Origin of the sequence: Cellulosimicrobium sp. Marseille-Q4280, from assembly GCF_943181405.1 — a bacterium.
Classification (GTDB): domain Bacteria; phylum Actinomycetota; class Actinomycetes; order Actinomycetales; family Cellulomonadaceae; genus Cellulosimicrobium.
In genome coordinates this window covers 146723-161792 of the sequence record NZ_CALPBY010000007.1, presented here as the reverse complement: position 1 = coordinate 161792, position 15070 = coordinate 146723, and the positions used below count along the sequence as shown (strand labels likewise).

Sequence of the window (15070 nt, the reverse complement as noted above, 5' to 3'; positions counted from 1 at the left end):
GGCGTCCTTCCAGTGAACCCTTGCGGTGAGTCCCCTGCGTGTCCAGGGGCGCGTCGGCTGTGACGCGCCGGAAACACAGGGCTTGAATCCGCCGTCAGACTTCCGCTGGACGGAACCCATCTTCCGTTCAGCGAATCTCACGCTAGCACGCGGCGTGCCGCACGTCACGGGACCTGTCTACGATCGAGCCATGACGGCGGTCGCTCTCGGGATGCCCCAGCTCCGTGGACCAGCGCGCGGGCACGCGCCCACGCGCGCCTCGGACCTGCCCGACGATCGCCCCGGCACGGAGGCTCTCGTCGACCGCTACGGCCGGGTCGCGCGCGACCTGCGCATCTCGATCACCGAGAAGTGCACGCTGCGCTGCACCTACTGCATGCCCGCGGAGGGCCTACCGGCCATCGCGCGCGAGGACCTGCTCACCCCCGAGGAGATCGCCCGGCTCGTGCGGGTCGCCGTCGGCCGCCTCGGGATCACCGACGTCCGGTTCACGGGCGGCGAGCCCCTCGTGCGCCGGGACCTCGCCGAGATCCTGCGCCTCTCCCGCGCCGCCGCCCCCGACGTGTCGATCTCCATGACGACGAACGCCATCGGGCTGGACAAGCGCGTCGGCGAGCTCGTCGCCGCGGGGCTCGACCGCGTGAACATCTCGCTCGACTCCGTCGACCGCGACGACTTCGCGCGGCTCACGCGCCGCGACCGCCTGCCCGACGTCCTCGCCGGCGTCCGGGGCGCGCTCGCCGCCGGCCTCGCCCCCGTCAAGCTCAACGCCGTGCTCATGCCCGAGACCCTCGCGGGCGCCGCCGACCTGCTCGCCTGGGCCGTCGACCACGGGTGCCACCTGCGCTTCATCGAGCAGATGCCGCTCGACGCCGACGGGCGCTGGACCCGCGACGACCTCGTCTCCGCCGAGGACCTGCTCGCGGTGCTGGGCGAGCGCTTCGACCTCCTCGAGGTCGGCCGCGACGACCCGTCGGCACCGGCCGAGGAATGGCTCGTGGACGGTGGGCCGCAGACCGTCGGGATCATCGCGTCGGTCACCCGGTCGTTCTGCGGCGACTGCGACCGCACGCGCCTCACCGCGGAGGGCACCGTCCGCTCGTGCCTGTTCGGCGACGACGAGACCGACCTGCGCGCGATCCTGCGCTCCGACGCCCTCACGGAGGACGAGCGCGACGACGCGATCGCGCGCGCCTGGCAGGGCGCGATGTGGGCGAAGCCGCTCGCGCACGGCAGCGACACCCCCGTGGCGAGGGACGCGTTCGCGCCGACCGCGCGCAGCATGGGCGCGATCGGCGGCTGACCCCGCGAGCGCGTGCGTCGTGAAGGTGCCGCACGTCACGGGGTGAACCGGGTCACGTCGCCGCGTTCTCCCAAGTCAGCGCGCGGCGCGGACCCTATCATAGGGACGTGACGACGACCTCCTCCGCCCCCGCCCTGCCCACCGTCGAGACCCCCGACAACAGCACGTCCGCGCTGCCGATCTACCGCGACGACCAGCGCACCGAGCCGTGGAAGACCGGGACGAAGAGCGTGCTCGGCGTCGCGATCGGCGCGATCGTCGGGACCGTCGTGCTCAGCTGGTTCGGCCTGGTCCTCGGTGCCGCCGTGGGTCTGGGCGTCGGCATGCTGCTCGACAACGGCCGCGCACCCCGCTGAGCCTGCGAGCCCTCAGAGGCCGACCCACTCCGACACGCCGTCGGTGAAGTGCTGCCGCTTCCAGATCGGCACCTCGGCCTTGATCCGCTCCACGAGCAGCGAGCACGCCTCGAACGCCTCGCGGCGGTGGCCCGCGGCCGCCGCCGCGACGAGCGCGACGTCCCCCACGACGAGCGTCCCGTACCGGTGCACCGCGGCCACCCGCAGGCCCGTCTCGGCCGCGACGGCGTCGACGCACCGCCGCAGAACGGCCGTCGCGTCGGGGTGCGCCTCGTAGTCGAGCCCGGTCACGCCGCGGTCGTCGTCGACGTCGCGCACCACGCCGCGGAACGTCACCACCGCGCCGCACTCCGGCCCGCCGACGGCGTCCTCCACCGCGTGCGACACGGCGGCGTCCAGGACGTCCGTCGTCACGCGGCTCACCGCGTCACCCGCACGCGCCGCGTCGCCGCTGCCCACTGCCTCACCAGCGCTCACAGCTCCCACACCTCCAGCTCGGTCCCGGCGTCCCACCCTGTCACGTCGGCGGGCACGTCGACGAGGACGTCCGCGCGCGCCATCGACGCGACGAGGTGCGACCCCGGGCCGCCGACGACGCGCACCGAACCGTCGGGACCGCTCGCCCCCCGCAGGAGCTGACGCTTCCCGGCAGGTGACGTCCCGGCGTCGAGCACGCGCGCTCGACGGACGCGCCGCTCCCCCGGCAGGCCGGCCGCCCGCTCGAGGACCTCGCGCAGGAAGACGACGAACGACACCTGGGCGCTCACGGGGTTGCCGGGGAAGGTGAGCACGGGCGTCCCGGGGCCGGGGCCGAACCGGCCGAGGCCCTGCGGGCCGCCGGGCTGCATCGCGACCGACCGGAACTCGACAGCCGGGCTGCCGGGCGTCCTTCCGGGAGTCTGCGTCGGGCCGAGCACGTCCTTGACCACCTCGTACGCCCCCTGGCTCACACCGCCCGACGTGATGACGAGGTCCGCGCCCGCCGCGGCGTCGGCGAGCACGGCGGCGAACGCCCCGGCGTCGTCGCCGCAGCGCGCCGTGAGCGTGACGACGCCTCCCGCGCGCCGCACCGCCGCGCCGAGCGCCGCGCCGTTCGCGTCGAACACCTGCCCGGGTCCGGGCCGCTCCCCCGGGCCGACGATCTCGGAGCCCGTCGACAGGATCGCCACCCGTGGCCGCGCGACGACGCGCACCTGCCCCACGCCGCACGCCGCCGCGGCGGCGAGGTGGTGCGGTGCGAGGAGCGTCCCGTCGGCGAGCAGCACGTCGCCCGCGGCGACGTCGCTGCCCGCCTCGCGCACGAACTCCCCGGCCTGCCGGGGCACCAGGACGTCGACGGCGACGGTCCCGCCCGGCGCGCCGGACCGGGCCGCGGGCTCCGCGGCGAAGCTGCCCGCCCCGGTGTCCTCGACCGGGACGACGGCGTCCGCGCCGTCGGGCACGGGAGCGCCCGTCATGATGCGCGCCGCGGTCCCGGGTGCCAGGGCGGCGGGCGTGCCGGGAGCCGCGGGGATCTCCGCGCCGACCGGGAGCCGGACCGGGACCTCGGCCCCCGCACCCGCGACGTCGACGGCCCGCACCGCGTACCCGTCCATCTGCGAGTTCCGGAAGAGCGGGACCGGGACGGGCGCCACGAGGTCTTCCGCGAGGACCCGGCCGAGCGCGTCGGCGAGGTCGACCTGCTCGGTGCGCGCGCGGCGTCGGGCACCGTCCACGAGGGGCGCCAGCAGCTCCGCGACGTCCGCGCGGTGCCGTTCCACGCTCACCCGGTCGCCCATGGTCACCTCCGTCGTTCCCCGACCGCGCGACGACGGGCCACCCGCGAGGGCGGCCCGTCGCGCGGTCCGTCGTCCTGTGCTCAGCCTCCCACGACCGCGGTGAGCGGTCCGCGCACGAAGTACACGAGAAAGCCCGCGGCGACCACCCACAGCAGCGGGTGCACCTCGCGCGCCTTGCCGCACGCGGTGCGCAGCAGGACCCACGTGACGAACCCGATGCCGATGCCGTTCGCGATCGAGTACGTGAGCGGCATGGTGACGACCGTGAGGAAGACCGGCAGGGCGACGGAGAAGTCGGTGAAGTCGATCTCCTTGATCTCGCGCATCATCATCGCGCCGACGACGACGAGGACCGCGCTCGCGACCTCCATCGGGACCACCGCGGTGAGCGGCGTGAGGAACATCGCGACGAGGAACAGCCCGCCCGTCACGACCGAGGCGAGGCCCGTGCGGGCTCCCTCGCCGACGCCCGCGGCGGAGTCCACGAACACCGTGTTCGACGACGACGACGTCGCCCCGCCGACGACCGCGCCCACGCCCTCGACGACGAGCGCCGACTTGATGCGCGGGAAGTTGCCGTCCGCGTCGGCGAGCCCGCCCTGCTTGGCGAGGCCCGTCATCGTGCCCATGGCGTCGAAGAAGTTCGTGAAGAACAGCGTGAACACGAGCATCGTCGCCGCGAGCGCACCGATGCGGTCGAACGCGCCGAACGAGAACTGGCCGAGCAGGCTCAGATCCGGGACCGAGACCAGCGAGCCCGGCAGCTCGGGCACGGTGAGGTGCCACCCGCCCGGGTTGTCGTCCGAGGCGGGCCCGAGCCGGAGGACGGCCTCGACGACGATCGCCAGGACGGTCGTCGCGACCAGGCCGATGAGCAGCCCGCCCTTGACCTTGCGGGCGACGAGGACCCCCATGACGAGCAGGCCGACGACGAACACCAGCGTCGGGACGGTCGTGATCGAGCCGCCGTCGCCGAGCTGGACCGGGGGGCCACCCGGCGTGCGGGTGACGAAGCCCGAGTCGACGAACCCGATGAACGCGATGAACAGGCCGATGCCGACCGTGATCGCGGCCTTGAGCTGGCGCGGCACGGCGTTGAAGATCGCCGACCGCGCGCCCGTCACGGCGAGCAGCACGATGAGGAGCCCGTTGATGAGGACGAGGCCCATCGCCTCGGGCCACGTGACGTCGCCGATCACCGCGACCGCGAGGAACGAGTTGATGCCCAGGCCGGCCGCCAGCGCGAACGGGAGGTTCGCCACGAGACCGAAGAGGATCGTCAGGACACCGGCCGCGAGGCCGGTCATCGCGCCGACCTGCGCCGTCGCGAGCCAGCCGCCCGCGACGTCGACCGGGGCGTTCTCGGCGCTCGTGCCGCCGAGGATGAGGGGGTTGAGGATGACGATGTACGCCATCGCGAAGAACGTCACGAGGCCGCCGCGGACCTCGCGGCCGGTGGTCGAGCCGCGGGCACTGATGTGGAAGTAGCGGTCGAGGCGGCTCGAGGTGCCGCGACCGGGGCGCAGGGGGCCCCGGGTGTCGTCGTCGGCGGTCTTCCGCCGGGTGCCGAGGAGGGTCACGTCGTCGTGTCCTTTCCGTGGGGCGGTGCTGGCCGGCCGGGGCCGGTCAGTACTCGATCCGGGACTCGAGGACGCGCCACGCGTCGAACGGGGCGACCGCGTCGGGCGTGCGCGTGTGGACCACGCGCATGACCCGGTCCGCCGGGTCCGCCGCGAAGAAGTCGTAGAACACCGCGTCGTCGAACCCGGCGCTCGCGGCGTCGTGGCGGTCGGCGGCGAAGTAGACGGCGTCGACACGAGCCCACAGGGCCGACGCGAGGCACATCGGGCACGGCTCGCAGCTCGAGTAGAGGGTCGCGCCGGACAGGTCGAAGGAACCGATCTCGGCGCACGCACGCCGGATCGCGGTGACCTCGGCGTGGGCGGTCGGGTCGTTGTCCTGGGTGACCCGGTTGTTGCCCTCGACCACGCGTCCGTCGGCGGTCACGACGATCGCGCCGAACGGGCCGCCGGCGCGCGCGACGGAGTCCACGGCGAGCGCGACCGCCCGGTCGAGGTAGCGGGGGTTGGCGACGGGCGCCGCCGTACGGGGGTGTGCTGCGTCCACGGCAAGAGATTCCATGGTGAGTCTCCACGGTTCGGGCAGCGGTCCGTGGGTCCGTCCGGGGAAGCCGGTCTCGTCGTCGAGTCCGGGTCGGCCGGCGGGCCGCTGCAGGCGAGTTGTCGTTCTCTTCCGCCTGGTTGATGGTCTCCGGTGTCGGATCGAACGTTGTCGACCACCGAGCTGTCCGCTCGGCCCGGGCCCGCCGTTGGCACGCACGACGCTAGCAGCGCGTGACCCAGACCACAAGAGTTTCGGAAGAACTTTTCCACGATGCGGACGTCACGCCTGCGGGCCGGCCGTGCCCGCCGCGGCCCGGAGGTCTGGTGCCGGCCGAACGTTGCGGAAGGATCGGCGGGCCGCGAGAGTTGGAACGCTGCACGCCGTGACCGCCGTCCGGCGCCCCTGTGCCCGTGCCGAGCCGTCCGGAGGCCACGTGACCGAGCCCGCCCCGCCGTCGTCGTTCCCGATCGTCCAGACCCCGGCGCGTCCGGGACCGCCGCTGCGCATCCAGCTCCGGCCGCTCGCGCCGTCGCTGCGGTCCTTCCTCGCCACCGAGGCGGGCGGCGCGGTGCTCCTGCTCGCGGCGACGGTGATCGCGCTCGTGTGGGCGAACTCGGCGTGGGCGTCGGCGTACGAGGACCTCTGGCACGCGACGGCCGGCTGGACGATCGGCCCGTGGTCGTTCGAGATGGACCTGCACCACTGGGTGAACGACGCCGCGATGGCGATCTTCTTCCTCGTCATCGGGCTCGAGATCAACCGCGAGGTGACGAGCGGCGAGCTGCGCAACCGCCGTACGGTCGCCGTCCCGGCGCTCGGGGCCCTCGGCGGCCTCGCCGTGCCGGCGCTCATCTACGTCGCGTTCAACGCCGGCTCCCCCGCGCAGCACGGCTGGGGCATCGTCATGTCGACCGACACCGCGTTCCTCGTCGGGATCCTCGCGCTGTTCGGACCGCGCTGCCCGGACCAGCTGCGGCTGTTCCTCCTCACGCTCGCCGTCGTCGACGACATCGGCGCGATCACCGTGATGGCCGTGTTCTACACCGACGCGGTGTGGATGCCGGGCCTCGTGATCGCCGCGGTGCTCGTCGGCGCGATCCTCGTGCTGCGCTGGCTCGGCGTGTGGCGGCTCGCGCCCTACGTGGTCGTCGGGATCGCGCTGTGGGGCGCCGTCTACACGTCGGGCGTGCACGCGACGCTCGCGGGCGTGCTCGTCGGGCTCCTCGTGCCCTCGCGCTCGGCCCGGCCCGACGACGTCGCCGTCGTCCCGAAGTACGCCAAACGGCTCGCCCAGGAGACGACGGCGGAGCGCGAGCACCTCACCGAGCTCGCCGCGCGGGCGGCCGTCCCGACGAGCGAGCAGCTGCAGCGCGTGCTGCACCCCTGGAGCGCCTACCTCGTCGTGCCCCTGTTCGGCCTCGCGAACGCCGGCGTCAGGCTCGACGCCGAGTCGCTGCGCGTCGCGGCGACGTCCCCGGTGACGATCGGGGTGGCCGTCGCGCTCGTCGCGGGCAACGCGATCGGCATCTTCGGCGCGTCCGCGCTCGCCCTGCGGTTCGGCCTCGGCGACCTGCCGGGCCGGGTCCGGTTCTCGCACCTGCTCGGCGGCTCGATCCTCGCGGGCATCGGGTTCACGATCTCGCTGTTCATCGCCGAGCTCGCGTTCGACGACGAGACGCTGATCGAGCAGGCGAAGATCGGGATCCTCGCGGGCTCGCTCGTCGCGGCGGTGCTCGGGTCGGTCGCGCTGCGACTGTTCGGCGAGCGGTGGCCGCTGTGCTCCCCGGGTGCCGACGGCCCGCCGTCGGACCTCCCGCCGCTCCCCTGGCGCAGCGCCGCTCCGGCGGGGTAGAACCCTCCGGTCACACGAAGCAGGCTCGCGGCAACGCGAAGTAGTAACCCGGCAACGCGAGGTAGTACCGCGGTCGCGCGAGGTAGTACCGCGGTCGTGCCCGACGGCGCGTGGTCGCCCTGGGGTGTCGGGGTGTGTGGGGGCGCCCCGTCTACCATCCGCCGCTCGTTCCTCGCGGCTCCCGCCAGACCCACCACGACGCGGCGCCCCCACCCACCCCTCCTGGTATCGCCTCACCCTGGTCTGTGGTCACCATGACCGCTGTACTACCTCGCGTTGCCGCGGTACTGCCTCGCGCGACCCGCTACTACCTCGCGACGGCTGCGGTGATCGCGGCCTCGAGGCCCTCGGCGGTCACCCGGCCGCGGTAGCGCTCGCCGTTCACGAAGAGGGTCGGCGTGCCCTGGACCCCGAGCGCGAGGGCGTCGGCGTAGTCGCGCCGCACCGCGTCGGCGTGCTGCTGCACCTCGTCGCCGACCACCGACTCCGCCGAGAGGCCGAGCTCGCCGGCGCGCTCCGCGAGACCGGCGTCGTCGAGGTGGTCCTGGTGCTCGTACAGCGCCTCGTGCATCTCCCAGAACCGCCCCGCCGCGCCGGCGGCCTCGACCGCGAGGGCCGCGGTGAGAGCGTGCGGGTGGAGCTCGAACAGCGGGAAGTGGCGGAACACGAGCCGCACCCGCCCGCCCGACGACGCGACGACGTCGCGCAGGACGGGTGCCGCGTCGCGGCAGTAGGGGCACTCCATGTCGCCGAACTCGACGATCGTCACGGGGGCGTCGGGATCGCCCAGCACGTGGGCGTCGGAGGGGACGAGGCGGTCGGCGTCGACGGGGACGGAGGGCTGCTCGCTCACCGGCCCAGGATGGCACGGGAGCCGTCCCTCCGCGCCGCGAGGGGGCGTCAGCCGAGCACGAGCGGTCGGCTCTCGAGCGCCGCCCCGGGCACGGGCTCCACCCGCTGCACGAACGCGTCCCCCACGTCGTCGCGCCACCAGGTGACGTTGCGCGCGTGGCGGGCGTAGGGGGTCGACGGGTCGGCGGTGAGCTGCTCGGCCGTCTGCGCGAGGTACACGGCGTCGACGTGGTCCGGGGCGACCGGGACGCCGCCCAGGACGCGGAGGGTGCCCTGGAACCGTGGCCGGTGGCGCAGCCGCTTGACGAGGTTGATCGTGCCGAAGAGCAGACCCGGCCGGAACCGGCACACGAGCGTGTCCTCGTGCCGGAGCTGGGCGAAGAGCCGGTCCTCGTCGAACGACAGCCCGCGGGCGATCGCCTCGCCCACCATCCACAGGAGCGCGGAGTCCGAGAGGGCGCGCGCCGGGGCCCCGCCCCCGACGTCGCTGTGCGCGCCGGGGAACCAGACCTGCTTGACCCGCTCGGCCATCGACACGGGCACCTCCCACAGGCACGGCTCGTAGGTGATGCGGCGGTCGTCGATCGCGAGCGCCTGGCGCGCCTGCTCGACGGCGGTCGAGAGGCGGAGGTCGTGGAACCGGCTGCGGCGGCGCGAGAGACCGGGCACGCCGAGCGCACCGACGGTGTCGAACACCCCGAGGAACGCGACCGGGACGTGCTCGTGGCAGTGCTCGGCGCGGAAGGTCGCGGCGAGCTCCCGACGCCGCTCCGGGTCCTGGAGGCGGTAGATGCGCTCCGCGTCGCACAGGTGGTCGCGCGCGAGCGCGTCCTGCGTGAGCAGGCCCACCGTGGCGACCATCCCGACGATGCTGCGCGCCGTGTACGCGCCGCGGCTGAAGCCGAACACGTAGATCTCGTCGCCCGGCTCGTAGTTGAGCGCGAGGTGGCGGTACCCCGCCACGACGTTGCGCGTCAGCCCGTACCCGAACGCGCCGCCCAGGAGGCGGTCGACGAGGTAGCCCTGCGCCCCGACGCCCTCGATGGAGAACACCATCTGCTGCACGCCGTCCGGACCGATGCCCGTCCGGACCGACCGCGCGATCTTCTCGATGTTCGACACGCTCGCGTTCACCGGCGAGTTCCACGTGCCGTCGCAGCACAGCACCAGCCGCTTCATGACCCCTCCCGCGCCCGCCCGGCGTCGTCGCCGGGATCCGCCTGGAGGGAGGACCCGCGCAGCCGACGTGATACGCCGCGGACTCAGCTGCGCGAGACGTCGACGCCCGTGACCCGGCCGGGCGTCGGACCGTCGCGGAGCCAGCCCACGAGCTCCTCGAGCGCGGTGGGCGGACCCGCCGCCACGACCTCGACCGTGCCGTCGGGCAGGTTGGTCGCCGCCCCGTCGAGCCCGAGCGCGCCGAGCCGCTGCCGCGTCGCCCAGCGGAAGCCGACGCCCTGCACGTGACCGTGCACGACGGCGCGCAGCCCGCTCGCCCGGTCCGGCACCGTCCTCGGCGGCTCGCCCGTCACAGGTGGACGTGCGCGGGTGCGCCGGTGGACGACTCGATGTCCGACTCCGCGTCGTCGAGCAGGCGGTCCGCGAGCCGCCGGAGCGCCCGCCCCACGGCGATCTCGTCGCCGATGAGGGGGACGTCGGTGTCGTGCGGGTCGCGACGCGCACGCCCCACGGTGCGCAGGTGCTCGGGCGAGTCGGCGACGAGGACCGCCTCCGCGGTCGTGCGCCCCTCGGACTCGACGAGGCTCACCTGGACGCGCCACACCTTCGTGGTGTCCGTGCCCCCACCGCCGTTCTCCGCGCCCGGGACGTGCTCGACGTAGCTGTCCGACCCCGGGTACACGAGCGTGCGCTCGCCCGTGTCCGTCCACTCGACCAGGTAGGGCGGGGTGCCGTCGTCGTGCCGCAGCTCGACCACCACGCCGTCCCGCACCGCACCGCCCACGACCCCCGAGGCGGTCACGATCCTGTCTCCGACCGATGCCTTCATGACTCCTCCTCCGGCCGTCCCGGCCGCGCCCGGTGCCGCGCCGGTGCGGTCGGGGTTCGTCCTCCCATCATGCGACCGGACCGGCAGGGCTGCACCTGCGTCGGCCGGACGGCCGCCGTGCAGCGACCGAGCCCGCCGTCCTCGGGTGCTCAGACCTCGAGCTGCGCCCGCAGGGAGTCCGGGTCGCGGGCAGGGAGGCGGCAGACGAAGTCGGCGCAGAGGTACGCGCCCGGCGGGCGGTCGGCGAGCGCGACCACGCCGTCGTCCGCGAGCGCGCGGGCGTCGTCGGGGGTCGCCGACAGGACGACGGCGCCCGGTCGGTACCAGGACCGCGCGGCGTCGAGGAAGCCCTCCCCCCGCGACCGGTCGGCCACGACGACGAGCTGGTGGGCGGGCTCGGCGAGCACCACCGCGAGACGCAGCAGCCCGGCGGTCGCGAGCGGCCGTGTCTCCGCGCCGGGTGCCGCCGCGACCTGGGATCGGACCGCGTCGACGAGCCGCGGCTCGTCCGTCAGGCGGTGGGCCAGCAGCGCCGCCCGTGCGGCCGACGTCGGGCCGGACGGGACCGCGCCCTCGCTCGGGTCGGCCGCGGCGCCCGCGTCGAGGCCCAGGTCCGCGAGCACCGCGTCGACGCCTCCCGGCGCGCTGAGCCGGGCGCCGTCGGACACGGTCGCGGAGACGAGCCGCAGCCCGTCGCGGACGTACCGGACCTCGCCCGTGAGCCCGCCGAGCGTGAGGAGCGCGGTCGCCAGCGCACCGTGGTCCTCGAGGGTCGCGACGGCGTCCGAGGCCCTGCCGTCGACCGACGCCCGGACGAGCGAGCCGTCGCCGCGGACGTGGGTGTCCAGCAGGTGGTCCACGGCGGCCCGCGCGGCGTCCGTGAACGCGGGGACGCCGAGGTGGTGCCCGGCACGCGCGAGCGCCTCGATCGCGAGGCCGTTCCACCCGGTGAGGACCTTCGCGTCCAGGGGCGGCGGCTCGTGGGCGGCGCGCCCCGCGGGGTCGAGCAGGTACCACCCGCCCTCGACGCGTCGCCCGTCGATCGTCGACTCCGAGTCCTGGGCGCTCGCGAACGCGCCCCCGGGCAGCCGCAGCGTCCGCAGCAGGAAGCGCCCGACGCCGGTCGCGGCCTCCGCGGCCCCCGCACCCGGGTCGGTGGCGGGGTCCGGGTTCGCGGGGCCGTGCCCGCGGGAGCGGCGCAGCACGGCGAGCGTCGTGTACGCGGAGAGGAGCTGCGCGTTGTCGTAGAGCATCCGCTCGTAGTGCGGTTCCGACCAGTCGGGCCGGGTGGCGTACCGGAAGAAGCCGCCGTCGACGTCGCGCAGCGGGCTCGCCGCCAGGGCGTCGAGCGTGCTGCCCGCGAGGGCGAGCGCCCGTTCCGCGTCGGCCGGGTCGACGACCGACGACGCCGCGACGTCGAGCAGGAGCTCGAGCGCCGGCACGACGGGGAACTTCGGCGCGCCGCCGAACCCGCCGTGGAGCCGGTCCTGGGCCGCCTCGAGCCGGTCGAGGACCTGGGTGGCCACGGCCGGCAGGTCGGCGAGGGGCGGCACCGAGCCGTCCGGCCCGCCGTGCCCCGCACTGCGTCCCTCACCCTGTGCCGCCGTGCCGCCCGCGGCCTCCCGCAGCGCGTCGCGGATCGTCTCGCCCGTCTCCAGCACCTGGTCCCGCCGCTGCTCCCAGGCCTGCGCGACGGCGTCGAGCACGTCACGGAACGCCGGCCTGCCCTGGACGGGGACCGGGGGCCAGTACGTCCCGGCGTAGAACGGCGCGCCGTCGGGCGAGGTGAAGACCGTGAGCGGCCACCCGAGCTGCTGCGTGAAGGCGCTCGCGGCGGCCATGAGGCTCGCGTCGACGTCGGGGTGCTCCTCGCGGTCGACCTTGACGGCGACGAACCGCTCGCGCAGCGCCTCGCCGATCGTGACGTCGGAGAAGCTCTCGCGCGCCATGACGTGGCACCAGTGGCACGTCGCGTACCCGACCGAGACCATGACCGGCACGTCGCGACGCCGCGCCTCGGCGAACGCCTCCGCGCCCCACGGGTACCAGTCGACCGGGTTGTCGGCGTGCTGGCGCAGGTACGGGCTGACGGCGTCGGCGAGGCGGTTGACCATGGCTCCACTCTCGCAGCCCGCACCCCACCCGCGACCGCGGAGGTGTCAGGGCCACAGGTCACCGGGGTGACCCACGGCCCTGACGACCTGCGTCGGCCGACCGTCGACGGTCGGTCAGAACGGGCCGAGCACCCCCTCGCGGTCCGCGTCGAGGTCGAGCGCGGCGAGCACTCCCCCGAGCTCCTTCTCCTCGTACCGGAAGTGCGACTCCATGATCGCGCCGACGCCGTCGAGGTGGCGCAGGACCGCCTCGCGGCTCGCCCCCTGGTCGCGTGCCGCGTCGCCCGTCGGGCGTGCGACGCGGTCCAGCGTCTGCTCGAGGTCGGCGACCAGGTACGCGATCATGCTGTGGTCCTGGCGCAGCGCGCGCAGGGTGGCGCCGAGCTCCGGATGACGGCGTTCGAGCTCCGGGAAGAGCGTCGTGTCCTCGCTCGTGTGGTGCCGGGTCAACGCCGTGCAGAACCCGCGGCAGTACACGAGCAGCTCCGCGTGCGCGTCGTCGTGCGGCGTGCGCGGTCCCGGGCGTCCGGGGTCGCCGTCCGCTCCGTCCGCCAGCGGCTCGTCGACGAGGTTCTCCTCGTCAGCGGTCTCCCGCACCAGGTCGAGCGCTCGTCGCAGCCGGCGGTGCACGGTCTTCATCTCGTCGTACCAGGCCACCAGCCTGGTCTTCTCGCCCTCACCCACGGGTGAGGAACGAGGAAAGGGTCCGTACGTGGCGCACGGGCACCCCCTTCCGGGTTCGACGCCTCCATGCCTGACGCAGTCCGTCACCGGCACGCGACGCTGGGGGGAACCCTACCGGCCCGCCACGACGCCGTCGAGCAGGGACCGCCGCGTGCCGACCACGACCTCACGGACGGCCGAGCACGACCTGAGCGTCGTCAACGCGCCGCTGGCGACCTTCAGGTCGTGTTCGGCGCCCCCAGGACGATGGTCAGGAGGTCAGGCGGCGCAGGAACTCCTGCGTCCGCGTGCGCTGCGGGTCACCGAGCACCTGCTCGGGCGTGCCCCGCTCGTGCACGCGACCGTCGTGCAGGAAGCAGACCTCGTCGGCGACGCGGCGGGCGAAGCCCATCTCGTGCGTCGCGACGAGCATCGTCCGGCCTTCCGCGCGCAGGTCGGCGAGGAGGTCGAGCACCTCGCCGACGAGCTCGGGGTCGAGCGCCGACGTCACCTCGTCGAGCAGCAGCAGCTCGGGTTCGTTGACCAGGGCGCGCGCGATCGCCGCGCGCTGCTGCTCGCCGCCGGAGAGCTGGTCGGGGTACGCGGTGGCCTTGTGCCCGAGGCCCACGCGGCGCAGCATCGCGACCGCCGCCACCTCGGCGTCCTCCTTCGACCGCCGATGCACGAGACGCGACGCGAGGGTCACGTTGTCGAGCACGCGCATGTGCGGGAAGAGGTTGTACGCCTGGAACACCATGCCCATGCGGGCGCGCACGGCGTTCGCGTCGAGCCGCGGGTCGGCGACGTCCTGCCCGTCGAGCAGGATCTCGCCGTCGTCGACGTCGTCGAGCAGGTTGACCACGCGCAGCAGCGTGGATTTCCCCGAGCCCGACGCCCCGACCAGCACGACGCAGCGATGCCGGTCGACGTCGAGGTCGATGCCGTCGAGCACGACGCGCGGTCCCGCGGGAGGCTCCGGCGGACGGCGGTCGCGTCCGGTGCCGCGCGACGGCGCCGGGTAGGTCTTGCGCACGCCCCGCAGGGAGAGCAGGTGGCTCATCGGATGTCCCCCGCCCCGCTCACGGTCGCGATCGAGCGACCCCAGCCGCGACGTGACTGGTAGGCGTCGACGGCCCGCGTCAGCGGGAACGACACGAGGAAGAAGAGCACGCCGGCGACGACGTACGGCGTGAAGTTGTAGCTGCCCGTCGTCGCGATCTGGGCGGCGCGGATCGCGTCGACGGCGCCGAGCACCGAGATGAGCCCCGAGTCCTTCTGCAGGGCGACGAGGTTGTTCGCGAGCGGCGCGGTGACGTTGCGCAGCGCCTGGGGCAGCACGACGCGCCGCGTCGTCTGCACGCGCGTCAGACCGAGCGACCGCGCTGCGGCCACCTGGGACGGGTGCACCGACTCGATGCCCGCGCGGAACACCTCCGCGATGTACGCGGTGTAGGTGAGCACGATCGCGAGCGCCCCGAGGAACGCACCCGACGACGGCAGCCACGGCAGGCGCAGCGCGGGCAGCCCGAACCCGACGAGGAGCAGGACGAGCAGGAGCGGCACGCCGCGGAAGAGGTCGACGTAGCCGATCGCGACGGCCCGCAGCGGGAACAGCGCCGGGATGCGGCTCGTGCGCGCGATCGCCAGCGCCAGACCCAGGAGCGTCCCGATCACCCCCGCGGCGACCCACACGCGCAGGTTGAGCCACAGGCCTTCGAGGATCGCGGGCAACGACTCCCACGCCGTCGCCGGGTCGAAGAACGCCGTCCGGGCCCGTTCGAAGCCGGGTGCGTTGACCACGACGAGCACGACCGTCGCGACGACGACCACGGTGCTGACCAGCGCGACGAGCGCCGAGCGCCGCCGCTGCGTGCGCCGGAACGCGGCGCGGTCGAGGGCTAGCGGGGAGGGCGACCAGGAGTCCGCCGGCGACCGGGCGTCGTCGGGCACGTCGGCGACCCGCTCGCCGCGTGCGTGCTCGCGCCCGGGCGAGGGGGCGCCGTCGGGCTCGGTCACGTCG

General features: G+C 74.5%; 15 protein-coding genes. 3 read left to right on the top strand and 12 right to left on the bottom strand.

Annotation, left to right across the window (positions count from 1 at the left end; all coding sequences use genetic code 11):
- Positions 1–190 precede the first annotated feature (190 nt).
- Together moaA and NFS20_RS17965 are read left to right on the top strand one after the other, a co-directional pair.
- Positions 191–1303, top strand: a complete 1113-nt coding sequence (moaA, locus tag NFS20_RS17970; RefSeq protein WP_251153176.1) for a GTP 3',8-cyclase MoaA — start codon at positions 191–193, stop codon at positions 1301–1303.
- A 107-nt stretch (positions 1304–1410) separates the two neighbouring features.
- Positions 1411–1659 (top strand): hypothetical protein, encoded by a 249-nt coding sequence (locus NFS20_RS17965; protein ID WP_251153175.1) that lies wholly within the window; start codon positions 1411–1413, stop codon positions 1657–1659.
- A 12-nt stretch (positions 1660–1671) separates the two neighbouring features.
- On the opposite strand, the gene NFS20_RS17960 is transcribed toward NFS20_RS17965, so the two are convergent.
- From NFS20_RS17960 to NFS20_RS17945, 4 genes are all read right to left on the bottom strand, one after another.
- Entirely contained in the window at positions 1672–2136 is a 465-nt protein-coding gene (locus NFS20_RS17960) for a molybdenum cofactor biosynthesis protein MoaE (RefSeq protein WP_251153174.1), read from the bottom strand.
- The gene (locus NFS20_RS17955) at positions 2133–3437 is read right to left on the bottom strand and encodes a molybdopterin molybdotransferase MoeA (protein WP_251153173.1); all 1305 of its coding nucleotides are present in this window, start codon (positions 3435–3437) and stop codon (positions 2133–2135) included. The genes NFS20_RS17960 and NFS20_RS17955 overlap by 4 nt, the downstream gene beginning before the upstream one ends.
- An 80-nt stretch (positions 3438–3517) precedes the next feature.
- Positions 3518–4963: an NCS2 family permease gene (locus NFS20_RS17950; protein ID WP_251153352.1), complete on the bottom strand. Its 1446-nt coding sequence runs from the start codon at positions 4961–4963 to the stop codon at positions 3518–3520.
- Between the two features lie 100 nt (positions 4964–5063).
- Entirely contained in the window at positions 5064–5489 is a 426-nt protein-coding gene (locus NFS20_RS17945; RefSeq protein WP_463106371.1) for a nucleoside deaminase, read from the bottom strand.
- A gap of 505 nt (positions 5490–5994) precedes the next feature.
- On the opposite strand from NFS20_RS17945, the gene nhaA reads away from it, so the two are divergent.
- Positions 5995–7413 carry a Na+/H+ antiporter NhaA gene (nhaA, locus tag NFS20_RS17940; RefSeq protein ID WP_251153171.1) on the top strand — a complete coding sequence of 473 codons (1419 nt, stop codon included), beginning with the start codon at positions 5995–5997 and terminating at the stop codon, positions 7411–7413.
- A 307-nt stretch (positions 7414–7720) separates the two neighbouring features.
- On the opposite strand, the gene NFS20_RS17935 is transcribed toward nhaA, so the two are convergent.
- From NFS20_RS17935 to NFS20_RS17900, 8 genes are all read right to left on the bottom strand, one after another.
- Entirely contained in the window at positions 7721–8266 is a 546-nt protein-coding gene (locus NFS20_RS17935) for a DsbA family protein (RefSeq protein ID WP_251153170.1), read from the bottom strand.
- A gap of 47 nt (positions 8267–8313) precedes the next feature.
- Complete coding sequence (locus NFS20_RS17930) at positions 8314–9444, bottom strand: T6SS phospholipase effector Tle1-like catalytic domain-containing protein (RefSeq protein WP_251153169.1); 1131 nt, start codon at positions 9442–9444, stop codon at positions 8314–8316.
- Between the two features lie 83 nt (positions 9445–9527).
- Positions 9528–9797: an acylphosphatase gene (locus NFS20_RS17925; RefSeq protein ID WP_251153168.1), complete on the bottom strand. Its 270-nt coding sequence runs from the start codon at positions 9795–9797 to the stop codon at positions 9528–9530.
- Positions 9794–10273 carry a dsRBD fold-containing protein gene (locus tag NFS20_RS17920; protein ID WP_251153167.1) on the bottom strand — a complete coding sequence of 160 codons (480 nt, stop codon included), beginning with the start codon at positions 10271–10273 and terminating at the stop codon, positions 9794–9796. The genes NFS20_RS17925 and NFS20_RS17920 overlap by 4 nt, the downstream gene beginning before the upstream one ends.
- 149 nt (positions 10274–10422) lie before the next feature.
- Positions 10423–12387, bottom strand: coding sequence for a thioredoxin domain-containing protein (locus tag NFS20_RS17915; protein ID WP_251153166.1), 1965 nt, complete (start codon positions 12385–12387; stop codon positions 10423–10425).
- A 114-nt stretch (positions 12388–12501) separates the two neighbouring features.
- Complete coding sequence (locus NFS20_RS17910) at positions 12502–13044, bottom strand: hemerythrin domain-containing protein (protein ID WP_251153165.1); 543 nt, start codon at positions 13042–13044, stop codon at positions 12502–12504.
- Positions 13045–13321: 277 nt separating this feature from the next.
- Positions 13322–14110, bottom strand: coding sequence for an amino acid ABC transporter ATP-binding protein (locus NFS20_RS17905; protein ID WP_251153164.1), 789 nt, complete (start codon positions 14108–14110; stop codon positions 13322–13324).
- Positions 14107–15066 carry an amino acid ABC transporter permease gene (locus NFS20_RS17900; RefSeq protein WP_251153163.1) on the bottom strand — a complete coding sequence of 320 codons (960 nt, stop codon included), beginning with the start codon at positions 15064–15066 and terminating at the stop codon, positions 14107–14109. The genes NFS20_RS17905 and NFS20_RS17900 overlap by 4 nt, the downstream gene beginning before the upstream one ends.
- Positions 15067–15070 lie beyond the last annotated feature (4 nt).

Coding starts and splice junctions, on each gene's coding strand:
- moaA (WP_251153176.1), top strand. CDS start 191: ATGACGGCGGTCGCTCTCGGGATGCCCCAGCTCCGTGGACCAGCGCGC.
- NFS20_RS17955 (WP_251153173.1), bottom strand. CDS start 3,437: ATGGGCGACCGGGTGAGCGTGGAACGGCACCGCGCGGACGTCGCGGAG.
- NFS20_RS17930 (WP_251153169.1), bottom strand. CDS start 9,444: ATGAAGCGGCTGGTGCTGTGCTGCGACGGCACGTGGAACTCGCCGGTG.
- NFS20_RS17920 (WP_251153167.1), bottom strand. CDS start 10,273: ATGAAGGCATCGGTCGGAGACAGGATCGTGACCGCCTCGGGGGTCGTG.
- NFS20_RS17915 (WP_251153166.1), bottom strand. CDS start 12,387: ATGGTCAACCGCCTCGCCGACGCCGTCAGCCCGTACCTGCGCCAGCAC.
- NFS20_RS17905 (WP_251153164.1), bottom strand. CDS start 14,110: ATGAGCCACCTGCTCTCCCTGCGGGGCGTGCGCAAGACCTACCCGGCG.